Source organism: Acinetobacter sp. 1130196, assembly GCF_000588095.1.
Lineage (GTDB): Bacteria > Pseudomonadota > Gammaproteobacteria > Pseudomonadales > Moraxellaceae > Acinetobacter > Acinetobacter nosocomialis.
In genome coordinates this window covers 1-17,888 of the sequence record NZ_JFWX01000041.1, presented here as the reverse complement: position 1 = coordinate 17,888, position 17,888 = coordinate 1, and the positions used below count along the sequence as shown (strand labels likewise).

Annotated in this window: 18 protein-coding genes and 1 pseudogene; 12 read left to right on the top strand and 7 right to left on the bottom strand. The window is 39.1% G+C overall.

Translation table 11 applies throughout. The features are described 5' to 3' along the window. Window positions 1-16 precede the first annotated feature (16 nt). Window positions 17-1,342: a sensor histidine kinase gene (locus J671_RS20530; RefSeq protein ID WP_031983265.1), complete on the top strand. Its 1,326-nt coding sequence runs from the start codon at window positions 17-19 to the stop codon at window positions 1,340-1,342. Here J671_RS20530 and J671_RS20525 read toward each other — a convergent pair. The 5 genes from J671_RS20525 to yddG all read right to left on the bottom strand — a co-directional run bounded on the left by J671_RS20525 (window position 1,339) and on the right by yddG (window position 4,809). After that, window positions 1,339-2,034: a response regulator transcription factor gene (locus tag J671_RS20525; RefSeq protein WP_004708019.1), complete on the bottom strand. Its 696-nt coding sequence runs from the start codon at window positions 2,032-2,034 to the stop codon at window positions 1,339-1,341. The two genes, J671_RS20530 and J671_RS20525, sit on opposite strands and share 4 nt — an antisense overlap. A gap of 17 nt (window positions 2,035-2,051) precedes the next feature. Further along, complete coding sequence (locus tag J671_RS20520) at window positions 2,052-2,546, bottom strand: chalcone isomerase family protein (protein ID WP_004708021.1); 495 nt, start codon at window positions 2,544-2,546, stop codon at window positions 2,052-2,054. Then, complete coding sequence (locus tag J671_RS20515; protein WP_031983263.1) at window positions 2,513-3,085, bottom strand: nuclear transport factor 2 family protein; 573 nt, start codon at window positions 3,083-3,085, stop codon at window positions 2,513-2,515. The genes J671_RS20520 and J671_RS20515 overlap by 34 nt, the downstream gene beginning before the upstream one ends. 152 nt (window positions 3,086-3,237) lie before the next feature. Then, window positions 3,238-3,744 carry a GNAT family N-acetyltransferase gene (locus J671_RS20510; RefSeq protein ID WP_031983261.1) on the bottom strand — a complete coding sequence of 169 codons (507 nt, stop codon included), beginning with the start codon at window positions 3,742-3,744 and terminating at the stop codon, window positions 3,238-3,240. Window positions 3,745-3,897: 153 nt separating this feature from the next. Then, on the bottom strand, window positions 3,898-4,809 hold the full coding sequence (gene yddG, locus J671_RS20505) for an aromatic amino acid DMT transporter YddG (protein WP_031983260.1): 912 nt from the start codon (window positions 4,807-4,809) through the stop codon (window positions 3,898-3,900). 334 nt (window positions 4,810-5,143) lie between these two features. Between yddG and J671_RS20500 the strand changes: the two genes are divergently transcribed. The 7 genes from J671_RS20500 to J671_RS20470 all read left to right on the top strand — a co-directional run bounded on the left by J671_RS20500 (window position 5,144) and on the right by J671_RS20470 (window position 11,549). After that, on the top strand, window positions 5,144-6,130 hold the full coding sequence (locus J671_RS20500; RefSeq protein ID WP_022575463.1) for a quinone oxidoreductase family protein: 987 nt from the start codon (window positions 5,144-5,146) through the stop codon (window positions 6,128-6,130). Window positions 6,131-6,141: 11 nt separating this feature from the next. Next, window positions 6,142-6,990 (top strand): TauD/TfdA dioxygenase family protein, encoded by an 849-nt coding sequence (locus J671_RS20495; RefSeq protein ID WP_017385476.1) that lies wholly within the window; start codon window positions 6,142-6,144, stop codon window positions 6,988-6,990. Window positions 6,991-7,050: 60 nt separating this feature from the next. After that, window positions 7,051-8,103, top strand: a complete 1,053-nt coding sequence (locus J671_RS20490) for a 3-keto-5-aminohexanoate cleavage protein (RefSeq protein ID WP_031983259.1) — start codon at window positions 7,051-7,053, stop codon at window positions 8,101-8,103. A 117-nt stretch (window positions 8,104-8,220) separates the two neighbouring features. Beyond that, complete coding sequence (locus J671_RS20485) at window positions 8,221-9,570, top strand: MFS transporter (RefSeq protein WP_031983258.1); 1,350 nt, start codon at window positions 8,221-8,223, stop codon at window positions 9,568-9,570. Then, complete coding sequence (locus J671_RS20480) at window positions 9,567-10,223, top strand: DsbA family oxidoreductase (RefSeq protein WP_031983257.1); 657 nt, start codon at window positions 9,567-9,569, stop codon at window positions 10,221-10,223. The genes J671_RS20485 and J671_RS20480 overlap by 4 nt, the downstream gene beginning before the upstream one ends. A 14-nt stretch (window positions 10,224-10,237) precedes the next feature. Next, on the top strand, window positions 10,238-10,546 hold the full coding sequence (locus tag J671_RS20475; protein WP_081404944.1) for a Rieske (2Fe-2S) protein: 309 nt from the start codon (window positions 10,238-10,240) through the stop codon (window positions 10,544-10,546). Beyond that, window positions 10,539-11,549 (top strand): YeiH family protein, encoded by a 1,011-nt coding sequence (locus J671_RS20470; RefSeq protein WP_031983253.1) that lies wholly within the window; start codon window positions 10,539-10,541, stop codon window positions 11,547-11,549. The genes J671_RS20475 and J671_RS20470 overlap by 8 nt, the downstream gene beginning before the upstream one ends. Window positions 11,550-11,641: 92 nt before the next feature. On the opposite strand, the gene J671_RS20465 is transcribed toward J671_RS20470, so the two are convergent. Beyond that, on the bottom strand, window positions 11,642-12,652 hold the full coding sequence (locus J671_RS20465) for an AraC family transcriptional regulator (RefSeq protein ID WP_031983251.1): 1,011 nt from the start codon (window positions 12,650-12,652) through the stop codon (window positions 11,642-11,644). A gap of 290 nt (window positions 12,653-12,942) precedes the next feature. Between J671_RS20465 and J671_RS20460 the strand changes: the two genes are divergently transcribed. The 4 genes from J671_RS20460 (at window position 12,943) to J671_RS0104960 (ending at window position 17,532) form a co-directional block, all read left to right on the top strand. Further along, complete coding sequence (locus tag J671_RS20460; RefSeq protein WP_080746790.1) at window positions 12,943-13,548, top strand: RBBP9/YdeN family alpha/beta hydrolase; 606 nt, start codon at window positions 12,943-12,945, stop codon at window positions 13,546-13,548. A gap of 101 nt (window positions 13,549-13,649) precedes the next feature. Beyond that, a complete protein-coding gene (locus J671_RS20455) occupies window positions 13,650-15,479 on the top strand; it encodes a DUF1302 domain-containing protein (protein WP_081404943.1) in 1,830 nt (609 codons plus the stop codon). Between the two features lie 66 nt (window positions 15,480-15,545). Beyond that, the gene (locus J671_RS20450; protein ID WP_022575472.1) at window positions 15,546-15,965 is read left to right on the top strand and encodes a PH domain-containing protein; all 420 of its coding nucleotides are present in this window, start codon (window positions 15,546-15,548) and stop codon (window positions 15,963-15,965) included. 172 nt (window positions 15,966-16,137) lie between these two features. Beyond that, entirely contained in the window at window positions 16,138-17,532 is a 1,395-nt protein-coding gene (locus J671_RS0104960) for a PQQ-dependent sugar dehydrogenase (protein WP_031983245.1), read from the top strand. Here J671_RS0104960 and J671_RS20445 read toward each other — a convergent pair. Further along, a pseudogene (locus J671_RS20445) lies at window positions 17,467-17,888 on the bottom strand (IS30-like element ISAba125 family transposase); the annotation flags it as partial. The gene J671_RS0104960 and the pseudogene J671_RS20445 overlap by 66 nt on opposite strands.

Sequence of the window (17,888 nt, the reverse complement as noted above, 5' to 3'; positions counted from 1 at the left end):
ATCTCGGCGATAAAATATGATAAGAACTCGAAACGATGGCAAAGCTCATCCATTAGCCCAAATGTTCAATCGATATTATTGGTTGCAGATTGGTCTAATTGCCTTATCAATTGTGGTCGGGTTGGCTTGTAGTGCTTGGGTGATTAAAGGCTCTTTACTTAAAACCGCTTTAGAACAAGAAATGGAACATTACTGGTTGCGTATAGAACGTAACCCAAATGCAGACCTGCCAGATACTAAAAATTTATATGGATATCGGTGGAATACTCAAGTAGCCCCACAACCTTTTAAAGATATGCATCTAGAAAGTGGGGTACATCGGATATTTGTTGATGGCAAAGAACGTATGACGGTATATGGTGAACGTAATGGTCAGCATGTACTGTTGGTATTTGGCGAAAGTAATGTCAATAAGCTGGTTTGGCTTTTTGGTCTCGCACCACTTATGTTTAGTTTATCTGTTTTATATAGCTTTTTGTGGTGGTCAAATCGAAGAGCAAGACGCTATTTTTCCCCTATTACCCGTTTGGCAAATGCATTAGAAAATATTGATTGGGCACACCAAGATACACAAGCATCACCTTTTAAAGATATCAATACCAATGGCAATATGGAGGCGGAATATCTCAAACAAGCCTTGGAAAAATATCATCAGGTTTTAAGTGAATTTATTCGACGTGAACGAGAATTTACCGGCGATGTCAGCCATGAGTTACGTACGCCGCTCACGATTTTAAAAGGTAATGTACAACTTTGTCAGACTAAATATGGAGAAGATAAATCTTTAACTCGTCTTCACAATACAATTGAAGACATGCAATTGCTCGTCGACACCTTGCTCGCAATTGCCCGTAATACGGTAAAAAATTTACCGTCTGAAAAGAATTTATTATCTGAAATTGTGAGGGATTTAGTCGAAAGTTTAGAAGGGGTAAGTGTGAGTAAAGGTATAAATATTCATATTCACCCAGACTCAGCCGAACAACCACGCTGGTTATATCCCTCTATGACTAAAATGGTTCTAGGCAATATTTTGCGTAATGCTCTGAATTATTCCCAAGGTTCACAAATTGATATTATTCAACAAAAAAACAGCTTAATTATTGCCGATAATGGTATCGGAATTTCTTTACCTAATGATATGAAAGTTCAGGAACTCAGCGACTCGCAACTTTCTTTAAAAGCCAAAGGACACGGCATCGGGTTGCAATTGGTCCAAAAGCTTTGCAAACAATTAGGTTGGCGAGTTGAGTTGTTTGATCGGCAATATTACTTAACGACTCATCCTGAGCTGGATTTAGAGATGACCACAGGTTTAATAGTAGTCGTCTATTTAAATTAATCGGCAGTATCGTCTAAAGCAATTTTTAAACCGACGCCTGCTACTGTATGTAATAGTTTAGGGTCAAAAGGTTTATCTATCATTTTCCGTAGGTTATAAATGTGGCTGCGCAAAGCATCACTTTCAGGTTCTTCATCACCCCATAGCTCCATCATAAGTTCCTGCTTAGTTACTACTTTAGGAGACTGACGCATCAAAATTTTTAATAATTTAAATTGAATAGGGGGTAATTCGATATTGTTTCCGGCACGAATAACAGTTTGAGTTGCGCTGTCGAGAATTAAATCATGAATTTGAATTTTGTGATTTGCGACTTCACCTGCCGCTCTCTTGATCAGTGCTCGAATACGCATGACCAACTCATTAAAATCAAATGGTTTAACTAAATAATCATCCGTGCCAGCAGTAAATCCTTTAAGTTTATCATCTAAAGTATCTCTAGCAGTGAGCATAAGAATTGGCATATCAATGCCTTGTTCGGTCCGTAACCAGTTACACAAATCATAACCTGAGCCATCGGGTAAGTTGATGTCGAGCAACAAAAGATGATAATGCTGTGACTTAAGAAAAGAACGTGCCGCATCTAAATTACGCGCATGATCGATGACGTAACCATGTACTTCAAGAAATTCACACACGGTCGCCGCCAGCTCAAAATGGTCCTCAACCATGAGGATAAAATGATTACCCATGAGATTTTATTAAGCCATTAATTTAATAGTTGTTGTTTTAATTTAGCATTAAATGGTTCAGTACCAAACCAGATTTTAAAATATTGATTTGCATTCGGATTAATTATAGAACCGAGTAGATTCTGGTTTAATTTTAGCTCTAGTTTTTGATTTTCATGGTGATAAGAAAGACTATATAAATCTCCGCTCTTGATTGGTCTATAAAGCTCATTAATATGATTAAGCGGGGATTTAGCATCAAATCCACTAATATTCTTCTTTAAATAGTGAGTTGCTGCTCGCTTAAATGCCCACTCAGGAATATCTCGGTTATAACTAAAGTCCATTTTTATGCTTTGGTTCTGCCAACTTTTTAGGCAATCTTCGGCAAAGTAGCTAACATTTCCGACTTTTTGACTCGTTACCATTAAAGGAGCTGAACTGCATTTTTTCAGTTCAGCAGCATTTGCATGAGACGCAATTAAAATACCCAGTAGTATTAAGATTCGACTTTTTTGAATGGCAATATCCATTTATAAACTCCTCCAAATACAGGTAAAGAACGGTAGAGACCATTCGCAGGGTCCCAGAAGTCTTGTTGGAAAATAATTTGTTGTTGTTCATTAATTTTGATTTGACTAATGCCATAAGAAGCCATGGTTTTTGTACGGCCTAGCATTTTAAAGTCATAAGCCATATACCAATGAATATAGGCTGTATCTTGATGGTGAGTTGCGCTAATCAGTTTTACAGTGACGTTACTTACTCGTGCGTTCATACCCTCAAAGTGTTTAATTAGATCTTTTTTTTGCGAGAACTGGGAAAGTGTATCGTTGATATAGAGCTGATCCGCATAAAGTTGACTCGCATTACTTACAAAAGATGGAGTACCAAGAGTATTAAATGCAGCAACAAAACGGTGACCAATCTCTTGTGCTTGCTCATCATTTAATGTGACGCCAGTAATTTGTCGTTCGGCTTTACCATAATCACCTGAATAACTAGGCACGCTTTTGCACGCTGTTAGACCTACTAAGGTAATCAGCCCTAGGGCAGTGGTTATAATTTTCATATTTAAATCCTAGCCAACTTTATAAAATTAACTTAAAGAGGCTGTCGTGAAATTTGCGTGAATTCTGAATTTTTTGATTTGAGTTTAATAGTGTTTTCTTTGAAGCAATTAGATCTTCACTAGCTTAAATTTTTTATAGGAATACATTATTTTTATGAAGAAAATAATAGGTCTTTTTTGAAAAAGATAACATCCATATTCATATAACTAGATGAGGTGGTTTTTTCAAAACCAAGCTTATTTAATAGATTGTGAGCAGGTAAATTCTCTTTTTCTGAAAAAGCGATCACATGCTTAAAGTTCCGATTTTTCATGTCTTCTAGTAACTTAAGTGAAGCTTCAAGAACATAGCCTTTATTTCGTTCAGTTTTAATAAGTCTAAAACCTAGTTCGGCTTCGGTTTGGCCATCAACTTCACATATTTCAAAACCGCAATAACCAATAATTTGATGGGTATCTTTTAAGATCACAGCCATTTTGCCAAAATTATAATTTTTATAATGCTCTAATATTTCAAAAAAACGACTCGTTGCAGCTTCAGTTGTTAAGCCACTATAAGGTGAAAAAGCCATAAAATCTTTATCTTGTAACATTTCAATGACTGTAGATAAATTTTCTTGAACAAATGGTTTTAAGATTAAGCGATCTGTTTCTAACATAAAGTTTTTATTAATTGGTTTTAAAAAATATATTTTATAAAACAGTTTATAAATTTAATAAAGAGAGCAATTTCCTTCTAGTCATGCAAAAGAAGCTGTAAATTTTGCTTTAGGGCAAAAAACTAATACTAGTTCTGTTACTCATCACTGCTTTTAATTCTTTTTGAAATAAGAGCGGATTACTGTCCAATTTGTTGAAAGCCAGCAGATGAGTGAACCGGCTGTAACCATAGCGGTTCCTTGCCAAAAGCTGATTGATAACTCGGTTTGTAAAACCAGCATGGCCAGTAAAGATGAAATGATTGGAGTGAAGTAAGAAGCCACCACTAGCATCGTGGTGTTGCCATGAATAATGCCAATATTCCATGCTGCATAACCTAGCCCAATTGCTGTAGAGGCAAAGACGAGAGATAAAGTCGTATTTAAATCGAGTGTAGGTAAAACAGCTTGACCACTAAAGAATAGCTTTAACCACAATGTTAGAGCGACGCCAATAAAGAAAATAGAAATAGGGTTTTGTCCTTTACCTATTTTCTTGGTTAATACACAGTACAAAGCCCAAATAATTGCACCTATAAAAGCCAAAATATAACTTAGAGGATTACTATAAAAATTGTCTATAACTCGACTTAGACTAAAATCGCCATTTCCGGTCTGAATAAAAGTAATGCCGAAAATCGAAATAATTAAACCTAAAATAATAAAGATATTAAATTTTAACTCTCTAAAAATGACAAAAGCTAAAACGGTCAAGCTTGGCCAAAGGTAGTTCACAATGCTTACTTCAATTGCTTGTTGTGCTGTTTTTGAATAGGCAAGTGCAAACGAAAAGCAGAGTTCATAAGCAATAAATAAAATTGCCCCTAAAATTAAATATTTTTTAGAAATTAACTTAAAATTTGGCAGCCTAAAAATAATAAGCAGTAGCAAAGCGCTTAAGGAATAGATCAGTGTAATGCCAACATCTGGTCCAATCACGGTCGTAATATGTTTTACAAAGCCCACCATAGAGGCCCACATCAGGATTGCGCTTAAACCGATCAATGTTGCTAAATTTTTTGACATAAGATAGATGAACTTAATTAAACGCCTGAGCTATCGTAAAAGTTAATAATTAAAGTAAGTCAGGTTAAATGAATTTTAAATTAAAAAATAGTGCATTTAAAAAGCTAACTTAAAAAAACAAATCGTAAAGATTTAAAATTATTTTAATTTTTCATAGGTATGAACATAATCCTTATTTCGTTAGATAAATATAAAACCAACTTTAATAAAGTTCGGCTGTCATTAAACGTTAAGCTTGTGTCGTCAAATGTAAAGTGGCCCATATCCTAACTGTTGTAATTTTGGTTATTGCTTTTATAGGCACTCAATAAAAAACCAAAATATGGAATAGGACATGACGTTGACGAAAGCTATACGTTTCTATGGAACAGGAACGCCAGAAGTAATGCGCTATGAAGATGTAGAAGTAGGAGATCCAAAAGCTGGAGAAGTACGCCTACGTCATGTGGCAGTCGGCCTAAATTATGCCGATACATATTTTCGTAATGGAACCTATCAAATTCCAATGCCTAATGGCATGGGCGTTGAAGCTTCAGGTGTCGTTGAAGCTTTAGGCGAAGGAGTTAATCAGCTTAAAGTAGGTGATCGAGTTACTTATACAGGTTTTTTAAATACCTTAGGTGCATATAGTACCCACCGTCTAATTCCAGCAAATGCTTTAATTAAATTACCCGAAGAAATTTCTTGTGAAACAGCGGCAGCGATGACCATGAGAGGGTTGACCGCTGCTTATCTGATGCGCCGCATTTATGACTTTAAAGCGGGCGATTCAATTTTATTACATGCAGCTGCTGGTGGTGTTGGGCTGATCGTTTCTCAATGGGCTAAATTACTGGGCTTGACTGTTATCGGGACCACATCTTCAGAAGAAAAGGCTGCCGTAGCGCGAGCTCACGGTTGTGATCATGTCATTAACTACAGTCATGAAAATGTTGCTGAGCGCGTACGTGAGTTAACAGGCGGCGTGGGTGTAAATGTCGTTTTCGATAGTGTTGGCCAAGCCACTTTTATGAGTTCATTAGACTCTCTCAAACGCCGTGGTTTGTTGGTCTGCGTAGGGACAGCGTCTGGTCCAATCCCTGCTTTTGATCCGGTATTACTCGCCGTGAAAGGTTCATTGTTTGTCACACGTCCAGCTTTGGCAGATTACATTGCAGATCCTGCCGAGAAGAAAGAACTGGCAAATGAATTATTTGATCATGTTCGACATGGACGAATCAAAATTGAAATTAATCAGCGCTATGAGTTAAAGGATGCCGTACAAGCTCATCGTGATTTGGAAGCACGTAAAACAATAGGTTCATCAATCTTTGTAATTTGAAGGGATTTCTTATGCAAATTGAACAGTTAACTTGCAATATTGGTGCAGAGCTCAGTGGAGTCAAACTCGCTGATGCGATTTATGATGATGGATTATTTGCTGAAATTCGCACACAACTACTTAAACATCGTGTGTTGTTCTTGCGAGATCAGCACTTAACCCGTCAGGATCATGTCGCATTTGCGGAAAAATTTGGACAGTTAGAAGACCATCCTGCGGTAGGCAGCCATCCTGATCATCCGGGTTTGGTGCAGATTTATAAACACCCTGAAAGTCCTGTCGATCGTTATGAAAATGCTTGGCACAGTGATGCAAGCTGGCGCAAGGTTCCGCCGATGGGATGCGTGTTGCATTGTGTTGAATGCCCACCTGTAGGTGGCGATACCATGTGGACCAATATGGTGATGGCCTATGAGTCTTTACCCAACGATATTAAGGATAAGATTGCAGACTTACGTGCTTATCACAGCATAGAAGCGAGTTTTGGTGCGGCTATGCCGCTTGAAAAACGCTTGGACTTAAAAGCAAAGTTTCCCGATGCTGAGCACCCAGTGGTACGTACTCATCCTGAAACGGGCGAGAAAATTTTATACGTCAACGCTTTCACAACTCACTTCAGTAACTATCACACCAAAGAACGCGTCAGATTTGGACAAGATGCCAATCCGGGCGCAGCTGAACTACTACGTTACTTAATTTCTCAAGCCTATATTCCAGAGTTTCAAGTGCGTTGGCGTTGGAAGCCTAACAGCATTGCCATCTGGGATAACCGCAGCACACAACATTATGCAGTCATGGATTACCCACCTTGCCACCGAAAAATGGAACGGGCCGGCATTATTGGTGACGCAACCTATTAAGGTTATTGGCTAAATAATTTTATCTAATTGAAAATTCTAAAAATATATGAGGAGATGCACATGCAATTCTTTGACGACTCATTGCACCCGGAAAATATGGAAAAAGTGGTAATCACGGTTGCGCCGTATGGCCCCGAATGGATGCCGGAAGACTTTCCCGAAGATATTCCAGTGACCATGGATGAGCAAATACAAAAAGCGGTTGAGTGCTATGAAGCGGGCGCGACGGTGCTGCATTTACATGTCCGCGAGCTTGATGGCAAAGGCTCTAAACGCTTGTCAAAGTTTAATGAACTCATTGCAGGGGTTCGTGAAGCTGTGCCTGACATGATTATTCAGGTAGGTGGTTCGATTTCATTTGCACCAGAGAGTGAAGGTGAGGCTGCATTATGGCTAAGTGATGACACCCGACATATGTTGGCTGAACTTACACCAAAGCCCGATCAGGTTACGGTAGCAATTAACACTACCCAAATGAATATTATGGAATTGCTCTATCCTGAATATTTAGAAGGGACTTCATTGGCACATCCAGCGACTCAGGCAGCATATGCAGAGATGACCGTGCCAGCTGGGCCTGCATGGGTAACTGAACACATCAAACGCTTATGCAAAAACAATATTCAACCGCACTTTCAATTAACCGGTATGCATGGGCTTGAGACGCTAGAACGTATGGTGCGTAAAGGGTTGTACATGGGGCCGTTAAACTTAACTTGGATTGGAATCGGTGGCGGTTTCGATGGCCCAAATCCATTTAATTTCTTTAATTTTATTCATCGCGTACCCGATGGATGTACTTTGACATCAGAATCTCTTCTCAAAAATGTATTGCCTTTTAATACCATGTCGATGGCAATGGGTTTACATGCCCGTGTGGGGAACGAAGACACGATCATTGATCATCACGGACGCCGTTTTTCATCTGTAGAGCAAATTAAGCAAACTGTTCGGATTGCCCATGAATTAGGCCGTGAAATTGCCTCAGGAAAAGAAGCCCGTGAAATTTATCGTATTGGGGTGCAATACAACAGTATTGAAGAAACCCTAATCGCAAATGGTATGGCACCTAATCGTAAAACAGGGCAAAAGGGTGTGCCGCAGCGTAACTAATATGACAAGGTCTAACGGAATGTAGACCTCAAATGTAGTGCAGCTTATTCGCTTTGTTTTTAAAAGTGCGCTGCTGCACTAGCAAAATAGAAATTATAAAAAATACAAGGAGGTCGTATGAATGCACATCAGTATTCAGATCAGATGAGCGATGTTGATACGTCAATCAGTATACCTCGTCGTTATGCATGGCTTGTTTTTGCTTTGACATTTGGTTTGCTCATTTCAGATTACATGTCACGACAAGTCTTAAACGCAGTTTTTCCTTTACTTAAAAATGAGTGGTTGCTCAGCGACAGTCAGTTAGGTTTGCTCAGTGGCATTGTCGCTTTAATGGTGGGTTTATTGACTCTGCCGTTGTCTTTAATGGCAGACCGTTTTGGGCGAGTGAAAAGCTTGGCCATTATGGCGACGTTATGGAGTTTGGCGACTTTAGGATGTGCACTGGCTGAAAATTATGAGCAAATGTTTATTGCTCGTTTTATGGTTGGTGTGGGTGAAGCTGCTTATGGCAGCGTTGGAATCGCGGTAGTGGTAGCTGTTTTTCCACGAGAAATGCGTGCAACACTCGCCAGTGCTTTTATGGCGGGCGGCGTATTTGGCTCGTTTTTGGGTGTGGCTTTAGGTGGTGTACTCGCACAGCATTTCGGTTGGCGTTGGGCTTTTGGTGGTATTGCTTTATTTGGTCTCATTTTGGCCTTTCTATATCCAATTTTAGTGAAAGAAAACAGAATAAACACAGCACCTCAAAATAAAATTCGTAGTAAAACCCAGCACATTAAAAGCCCTTTAAAAACTTTATATTCAAGTCGTTCAGTTATTGCCACTTACATTGGTAGTGGTCTGCAATTATTTGTTGGTGGCACAGTGATTGTCTGGATGCCGAGTTATCTCAATCGCTATTACGGCATGAGTACCGACAAGGCAGGTGTAATGGCAGCGGGCATTTTGCTATGTAGTGCAGTAGGCACAATTCTATGCGGCATGTTGTGTGATTATTTGGGCCGTAACTGTCCAGATCGTAAGGTCAGTTTAGCGATTACATACTGCTTGCTCGGTTGTGTTCTTTTATTAATTGCTTTTGCTGTGCCTGCGGGACGTAACCAGTTACTTCTCATCTGCCTCGGAATGTTTATTGCCCTAGGAACCAATGGGCCATCTAGTGCCATGGTGGCCAATCTTACACATAACTCAGTTCATGGCTCTGCATTTGCAACACTCACTTTAGCTAACAATTTTCTTGGTTTAGCGCTTGGTCCTTTAGTCGTTGGCAAAGTATCTGATGTGATTGGTTTACATAGCGCATTTCAACTTATGCCATTGGTCAGTATTGCAGCCGCAGCCGTATTTTTTTATGCCAAACGCCATTATCACAAAGATATCGCACGCTTTGAGCAACAAGGAATAACTGAGCTTAAAAATCATTCAGGTAACCAAATACAAAAATGCGGGATGAATAACAAATGATGATTCGGCAATTACACATTGATGTATTTTTTGACTTTATTTGTCCTTGGTGTTTGATCGGAAAACGTCAATTACTGATCGCTATAAATAGATTTTATCAGCTTCACCCCCAAGTCAAAGTTATCGTGCACTGGCGAGGTGTTCAGCTCATACCCGATTTAGCTGTTGAAGGGGTACCGTTTCAAACATTTTATTTGAAACGGTTAGGTAGCTTAACAGCAGTTCGTATGAGACAAGAGCAGGTCAATAAAGCCGCTAATAAAGTGGGGCTTAAGATCGATTTTGAACAAATTAAACGGATGCCAAATACGGCCAAAGCTCATCGCTTATTTGATAAAGCTTTAAAGATAGGTACTACTGAGCAGTGCAATGCGTTGTTAGAACAACTCTTTGCTGCATATTTTTATGATGGGTTAGACATCGGAAATACCACTACTTTATACAAAATTGCGAAACGCTGTGGTTTTCCGCATGAACTGTTCAAAGATTTACTTATTCATGATCATCAAGATTTTATCTCTGCAAGTACAGGAGGTAATGGCGTGCCTTATTTTATTTTTGATCGGGCTTCAGCCTTGGTGGGCGCGCAATCAGCAGATGTACTTTATCAAGCGATGCAAGAAGCACTTTTGGGGCAAGGAGAGTTGATATGACTAATCGATTTGAAGTGCCTTTTGAAAAAATTCCCAATTCAGGTGAGCGGGCTTTTTTAAAAGTTGGAGATAAAACTCTCGCACTATTTAACGTTGCGACTCAATTTTATGCAATCGATGACAGCTGTCCTCATCAGGGCGCATCGCTATTTAGTGGACGTCTAGAAGGACGAGTGATTCAGTGCTGTGCCCATGGTCTCCGCTTTGATTTAACAAATGGCTGTTTAGTTAATTCTGCTCATCTCAAAGTTGCAACCTATCCCGTAGAAGTGATCGAGGACAAGGTATTTATTGTGATGGGCTGTGGGGAAAATCATGAATAGTTTAGTTTTGAAAAATTTTTCCCAGCGTACAAGAGAATTAGCACCAGGCTTTGTAGTCAGTTCGGTCGTTGCTGCGGCTGCCTGTTTTTTATCAGAGCACTATGGTGCGCCAGTCATGCTATTTGCACTACTGCTCGGCATGAGCGTGAATTTTTTAGCGGCTGAAAGTAAATGTAAGGTAGGTATCGAGTTCACCGCACGTAGTGTGCTGAGGATGGGCATCGCGTTACTCGGCATGCGTATAACTTTAGGACAAATTACCGCACTAGGTTGGCAGCCTGTTGCGTTAGTCGTTACTCTGGTTATTGTCACAATTGCCGTTTCTGTTATTGCCGCTAAAATCTTAGGCTTCCAAAAACTATTTGGCATGCTCACTGGTGGTTCCACGGCAATCTGCGGTGCTTCAGCCGCATTGGCACTATCGGCTGCTTTTCCAAATCATCCGCAAAAAGAAAAAGCGACCTTGTTTACCGTGATTGGTGTGTCAGCACTTTCAACCTTTGCAATGATTGTCTATCCGATGATTGCGAAGTGGCTAGAGTTATCACCACAAGCGGCTGGTGTGTTTCTTGGTGCTACGATTCACGATGTGGCGCAAGTGGTCGGCGCTGGTTATAGCATGTCTACTCAAACAGGTGATACGGCGACTGTAGTTAAACTTATGCGTGTAGCAATGCTGCTTCCAGTAATTGTTTGTGCGGCTATGATTACCCGTATGCAAGGAGCAGATTCAACCGGAGAGCGACCACCATTACTGCCTTGGTTTGCTGTTGGCTTTCTACTACTCGCTTGTATTAACAGTACAGGATGGGTACCAGCGATGGTTCAAAATGGAATTAATGACTTATCACGCTGGTTTTTAGTCATCGCAATTAGTGCTTTAGGGATGAAAACTCAGTTAAAAGAATTAGCATCTGTCGGCATTAAACCAATCCTTTTAATGATCGGCGAAAGCATCTTTTTAGTGGTATTGGTTCTTGGACTTATGCGCTTGTGGTTTTAATTTTAAAAATTAGATTTTTAAGGAAGTTCTGGAGTGGTTCTCCAGCTTCCTTACATTTTAAATGACTTCATTTGGTATCAAACACAAAAGAATTAATTAAGCAGGGCTTTATTGTGATTACGCCACGTATTCGGTGACATACCAAACTGGCTAATGAACCAACGTGTAAAAGAACTCGGCATTGAGTAACCTAAAATATCAGACACTTGAGCAAGTGAATAATTTAGATTTTTTAAATAACGAAATACGAGATCTTTGCGTACTTCATTCATTAAATCACTAAAACTCGTCTGAGCTTCTTCTAATCGACGCTGTAAAGTCCGTACATGAATACCATGTGTTTGAGCGACTTGATCAATCGTAGCGCGTCCCATTGGCAAGAGAAGATAAATACTTTTACGAATATCAAAAATCATGGTCGATTCATTGCTATTTTGCAAAATATCTAAATAACGTTGTGCATGGTTAGCCATAGCCAAATTTGCTTGAGGGTTTGTTGTATCAAGTTCGGCTGCCGTACAAACAATACCATTAAAGTCACTACCAAACTCTAGCGCACAGCCAAAAATCCGTCGATGCAGAGTTAAATCATTGGGTGGGTTATGAGTGAAGTGGACACTTAACGGCCGCCATTTTTGCATCATGAGTGCTGCACAAAAACGATGGGTAATTCCTAAAGCAAGTTCCGTCGCTTGGCGACTATACCCGCAAGTTGTGGTTATAACCTCTTCTCGAATAACAACTGTATCGTCAATTTCTTCTATATATATTTCAAGTGAGTTATTGAGTAAATTCCTATAACGAACAATCGTTTGTAGCGCTTCTCTCAAAGTATATTGGTAACTTAATAATAAGCTTAGTTCACCAAAATCCGCGATTTCACGTTGTTCAGCCATGTGTAAACCGAAAACATCACAATTACTCATCTGGGCTGATTCTTCAAGCAAGGTAATGGCTTTATCTACAGGAATACGTTGTTTAAGATCATTCAATTGAGTTTGGCTAAGCCCAACACGTGATAATAAATGGTAGGGATTTAGATCTAATTGCTGAGCAACTGCCAAATAATTTTTTAAAGAGGCGGTATGCGCAAGAGGCACCATTTTATTATCTCCTGTTCTTAATCAGCCATATTCCTTACAGCTCATATCTAGTTATAACTAAAATATCCACATTACAAAAGCTTTTATTTAAGCGCCTAATCGTGATGTCTACTTAATTTTAAAGCTATTCTTTTGGCTCATTTGTAATTACAAAAACTATTTTAATTAATTTACGAAATTTTAAAAAGATGTGTCGTCAAATGAAAAGTCCGTGACGCCTTATGTACACCATTAACTGAAATGAGCCTTTATTGTGAATGGAGTTTTATAAAAATTCTTAAGCCTCCTAGATGGCAAAATTCACAGGCGTCGAAATGGAAAAAATACAAACCAAAGCAACAATTTTAATTATTCCGGGGTTACGCGATCATGTTCCCGAGCATTGGCAAACGATCTTAGAAACAAAGCTAGCAAAGGTTCGCTCTGTACCACCTGTAGAAACTAATAAACTCAATTGTGAAAATAGAGTTACTGCTATTCAGGCACAACTCGAACAAATACAAGGGCCTGTCATTTTAGTTGCACACAGCGCAGGTGTGCTGATGACAATACACTGGGCTGCAAAATATCAAAGACCAATTCAAGGTGCTTTGCTTGTGGCTCCACCTGACTTAAACGAAAGCTGGCCAGAAAATTATCCAAGCCCAACCGTACTTCATCAAGAAGGATGGAGTCCTTTACCTAATCAAACACTACCTTTCCCCAGCATTTTGGTTGCAAGCACCAATGACCATTTAGCTCGTTATGAAGCTGTAAGTGAAATGGCAGGAAAGTGGGGGAGTCAACTCGTAAATCTGGGGGAAGTGGGACATTTAAACCCTGCATCTGGCTTTGGCTATTGGCCTTTAGCTGAACAATTTATTCAACAGTTAGATCAGGTCGAACAACCAGCCTAGTGCAAAAAATACCTGTTTAGGTAAACCATTTAAAAGCCAATGGATGGCTTTGAGTAATAAGCAATAAATAAGAAAAATCATATTGATAGGGAGATAATATGATGGGTCATTACATCTATTTAAATCAAAGAAATAATCACGTTTTATATATTCAAAAAATAGGTGTTTCATTAAGCCTAATTTTATTTATGTCTAAAGCAAATGCAGCCAGTTTTGATATTGATAAAGACTGGAAGGTCGATACAAAAACGATATTAAGCTTAGGAGCCAGTTGGAGTACCCAAGATCCATCCGTTTCATTACTTTATCGGCCTGATGCAAACAAAATAGGCAAACAAGGCGCTAGCATTGATGTGAATGGTGATGATGGGCGTATGAATTTTAGTAAATATGATGCCATTTCACAGATCATCAGAGGTATAACTGAAGTTAAGCTAAATGGAAAACAGCAGGGTGCGGTCATTAGCACTAAATACTGGTATGACCATGCCTATGAGACAGGGCACGGAGACTTTAAACCCTTTAATGATTCAGCGTGGCCAAGGCTTGCAAAATTCAAAGGTATCGATTTATGGAATGCCTATATATGGAAAGATTTTGAACTGGGCGGTGGAAAAAGCATCAATTTAAAATTAGGCAAACAGACTTTAAATTGGGGGAAATCTCAGTTTTTTCAAAACGGTTTAAATTCAGTGAGTGCATTCGATTTTGCTGCAATTAACCGACCGGGTGGTGATGTAAAAGAAAGAATTATTCCAACCGAAATGTTTTCATTCGACACAAGCATTAATAAAAATTTGAAAATAGAAGGGTTCTATCAATTTAAATTTAGACCTTCAGTTGTTGATGGTAACGGAACTTTCTTTGAGATTTCAGATTTTGTGCCCAAAAATGCAGGTCCAGTTCTGATTGCTGGAGGTGGAGATAAATTATCGGATACCGCAATTCGTTTACGTACCTATATTCCACGTGCAGAAAGTAGAAAAGCAAAGGATAATGGCCAATATGGCATTGCTTTAAAACAGACATTACCCAGTTTAAATAATGCTGAGTTAGGTATTTACTATGCGAACTACCATAGCCGTAATGCAAACTTTGATGGAACGGCTGTAACGGCAGCAGGACCCGAACATTTTAATACCGCAAATTATTTTTCTATCTATCCTGAAAATATCAAAATGTTTGGATTAAGTCTGACTGGTAAAGTTGGCACAACAACCGTTTTTAGTGAATTAACCCACAAACCTAATCAACCTTTACAACTAAACGGCACAGACATTGTCTATGCTCAAGTACTATCGGAAGGAACGCCATTTGCGCCGCCGGGAAAAACTGTTGAATTGGGTCAATATATTCAAGGATATGTACGCTTACCCGTAACACAATTTTCGGTTGGAGCAACTGATAGCATATTCAATATTTGGGGCGCAAATTCGATGACATGGTCTACAGAGTTTGCCTTAAACCATATTGCAGATATTGGTAATCATCGGTTTGGCCGGACAGGCGCATTTGGCCGTAGTGAGCTGTCAACAGAGGCTTATAATCCTGAAACAGGCGATTTTAAATGTACGCCGTATGGTACAGCTCATCTTACTAATACAGAAATAGATAACTTGAATGAACGCTTTTGTAATAAAAATGGTTTTTTTAATGAATGGTCATTTGGCTACCGATTACGTGGCGCATTAAATTATCAAGATATTTTACCCTCTACAGTGATTACGCCAAGTCTTAGTTTTAGACATGATGTTTATGGATATAGCCAAAACTTTCAAGAAGGGCAAATGAGTGTAAGTGCGGCGTTATCTATGACTTATCAGCAAAAATATACAACAGAGATTGCCTATAATAACTTTTTTGGTTCTAATGAGTTTAGCACGGTAGATGATCGAGATTTTGTATCATTAACATTTAAAGCTAATTTTTAGTTCAATTATTTTATAAAAATATAGAAAGACTCGTTATAAATGAGATTTAGATGTAGAGGATAACTTTTGAAATTTAGATCAAAAATTGATTGGTGGCTTTTATTAATATTTGTTGTGATCACTGCCAATATTATTTTTAAAATTTATCAAGAAGTTCATCATTCTTCTATAGGCACCAATTTTTCGCATCTCATGATTTATAGTTTAGTCATTTTGGTTATTTGGCTTCCGGTCTTTAACACGTATTACGTAGTAGAAAACAACACATTAATCATTAAGAGCTTGGTATTTCGATGGAAAATTAATATCAATGATATTACTCAAATAGAACCTACCCATAATCCACTTTCTTCTCCAGCACTATCATTAGATCGGCTCAAAATTAGTTATATGAAAAATGGAAGAATAGCGAAGGTGATGATTTCTCCAAAAGATAAAGAGGGCTTTTTAAATACTTTACGTAAAAATCCTAATGCTAAGTTTTAATTTGTAGTTATGATGAAGGGGATTTAAGTGCTTAGAAAACACTCGGTTATGTATTAAAATTTTTAAAATATAGACTGTACTGCTCAGCACAGTTAAATAAATAAACTATAAGTCTCTCTTCTAAAGCATTACCCTGTGCATATTACGAAAAAATAAGAAATGGAGATAAAAGATGCTCACACGTTTTTTAATGCCGATTTTATGCACGACCGTTGTATTTCTAGTTACAGGGTGTGCTTCATCCTCTCAATATCCAATTACCGAGAGTTACGGTCCAGAACCAAAGTTACCTGAACCAAAAACAAGCTTAATTCCAACCGTAAATATAGCACCAGCGAAGGGCTGGCCTAGTGGTGTTGCACCAACTCCGGCAGAAGGCTTAAAGGTAAAAGCATTTGCTAAAGGACTTGAACATCCACGTTGGCTCTATGTATTACCGAATGGTGATGTACTGGTCGCTGAAACAGATGCTCCGCCTAAACCGGAAGACAGCAAAGGCATTAAAGGTAAAATTATGACTTTTGTGATGAGACGAGCAGGATCATCTCATCCGAGTGCTAACCGTATTACTTTACTTCGTGATACCAATGGAGATGGAATAGCTGACCAGAAAACCGTATTTCTTCAAAATCTAAACTCACCATTTGGTATGGCACTGGTGGGGAACTATTTGTATGTTGCCAATACAGATTCACTTATGCGTTTCCCTTACCAAGAAGGCGCAACCAAAATTACTGCCAGTGGTACTAAAGTACTAGATTTACCGGGTGGTCCTTTAAATCATCATTGGACCAAAAACGTCATTGCCAATCGTGAAGGGACAAAGCTCTACATTACCGTCGGCTCCAATAGTAATGTAGCCGAAAATGGTTTAGATCAAGAAAAAGGCCGTGCACAAATTATGGAGTTTGACATCGCAAGTGGGCAGTCACGTCCATTTGCAACTGGACTGCGTAATCCAAATGGTATGGCTTGGCAACCTCAAAGCGGTAAACTCTGGACGGTGGTTAATGAGCGCGATGAAATTGGTAGTGACCTAGTACCTGACTATATGACCTCAGTTCAAGATGGCGCTTTTTACGGCTGGCCTTATAGCTACTATGGTCAACATGTAGATGTACGTGTAAAACCACAAAATCCTGAAATGGTGGCTCGGGCAATTAAACCTGACTATGCATTAGGTAACCATACTGCTTCTTTAGGTCTCGCATTTTATGCAGCCGAATTGATGCCGCAATTTAGAGGGGGGGCGATCATCGGTCAGCATGGTTCATGGAACCGTAAGCCGCACAGTGGTTATAAAGTCATTTTTGTACCATTTAGAAGTGGTCAGCCCTCAGGTCCACCGCAAGATATTTTAACTGGATTCCTCAGTGATAAAGGGAAGGCTTATGGACGCCCAGTGGGGGTAGCAATTGATTTTTCAGGAGCTGTGTTAGTCGCAGATGATGTCGGTAATACAATTTGGCGTGTTTCACCTGTTGCTGAAACAACGGCGAATTCAAACATGAGGTGCGACAGTTTCAAAAGCCATATGATAATCAACAAGCTGAGCAAATTTCTCTAATGGTGTAAGCCAATCTAACGCCTTTCTAGGACGAGTATTCAGTGACATGGCAACTTGATTTAAATAATGCTGATCTGCCTGATTTAAATCAATCCCTTTAGGTAAATATTGCCTAATTAAACCATTCATATTTTCGCATGTGCCTTTTTGCCAAGGTGAATGTGGGTCACAGAAATATACATCTATGCCTAAATCTTCTTCGAGTATTTTATGTTCTGACATCTCGCGTCCACGGTCATAGGTCAACGTTTTACGCAGTTCTGCAGGTAAATATTTCAGAGCTTCAGTTAAAGCCTTGCGCACTGATTCTGCCTTTGCATCAGGTAATGTTGCCAAGATACAGAGCCGTGTATTTC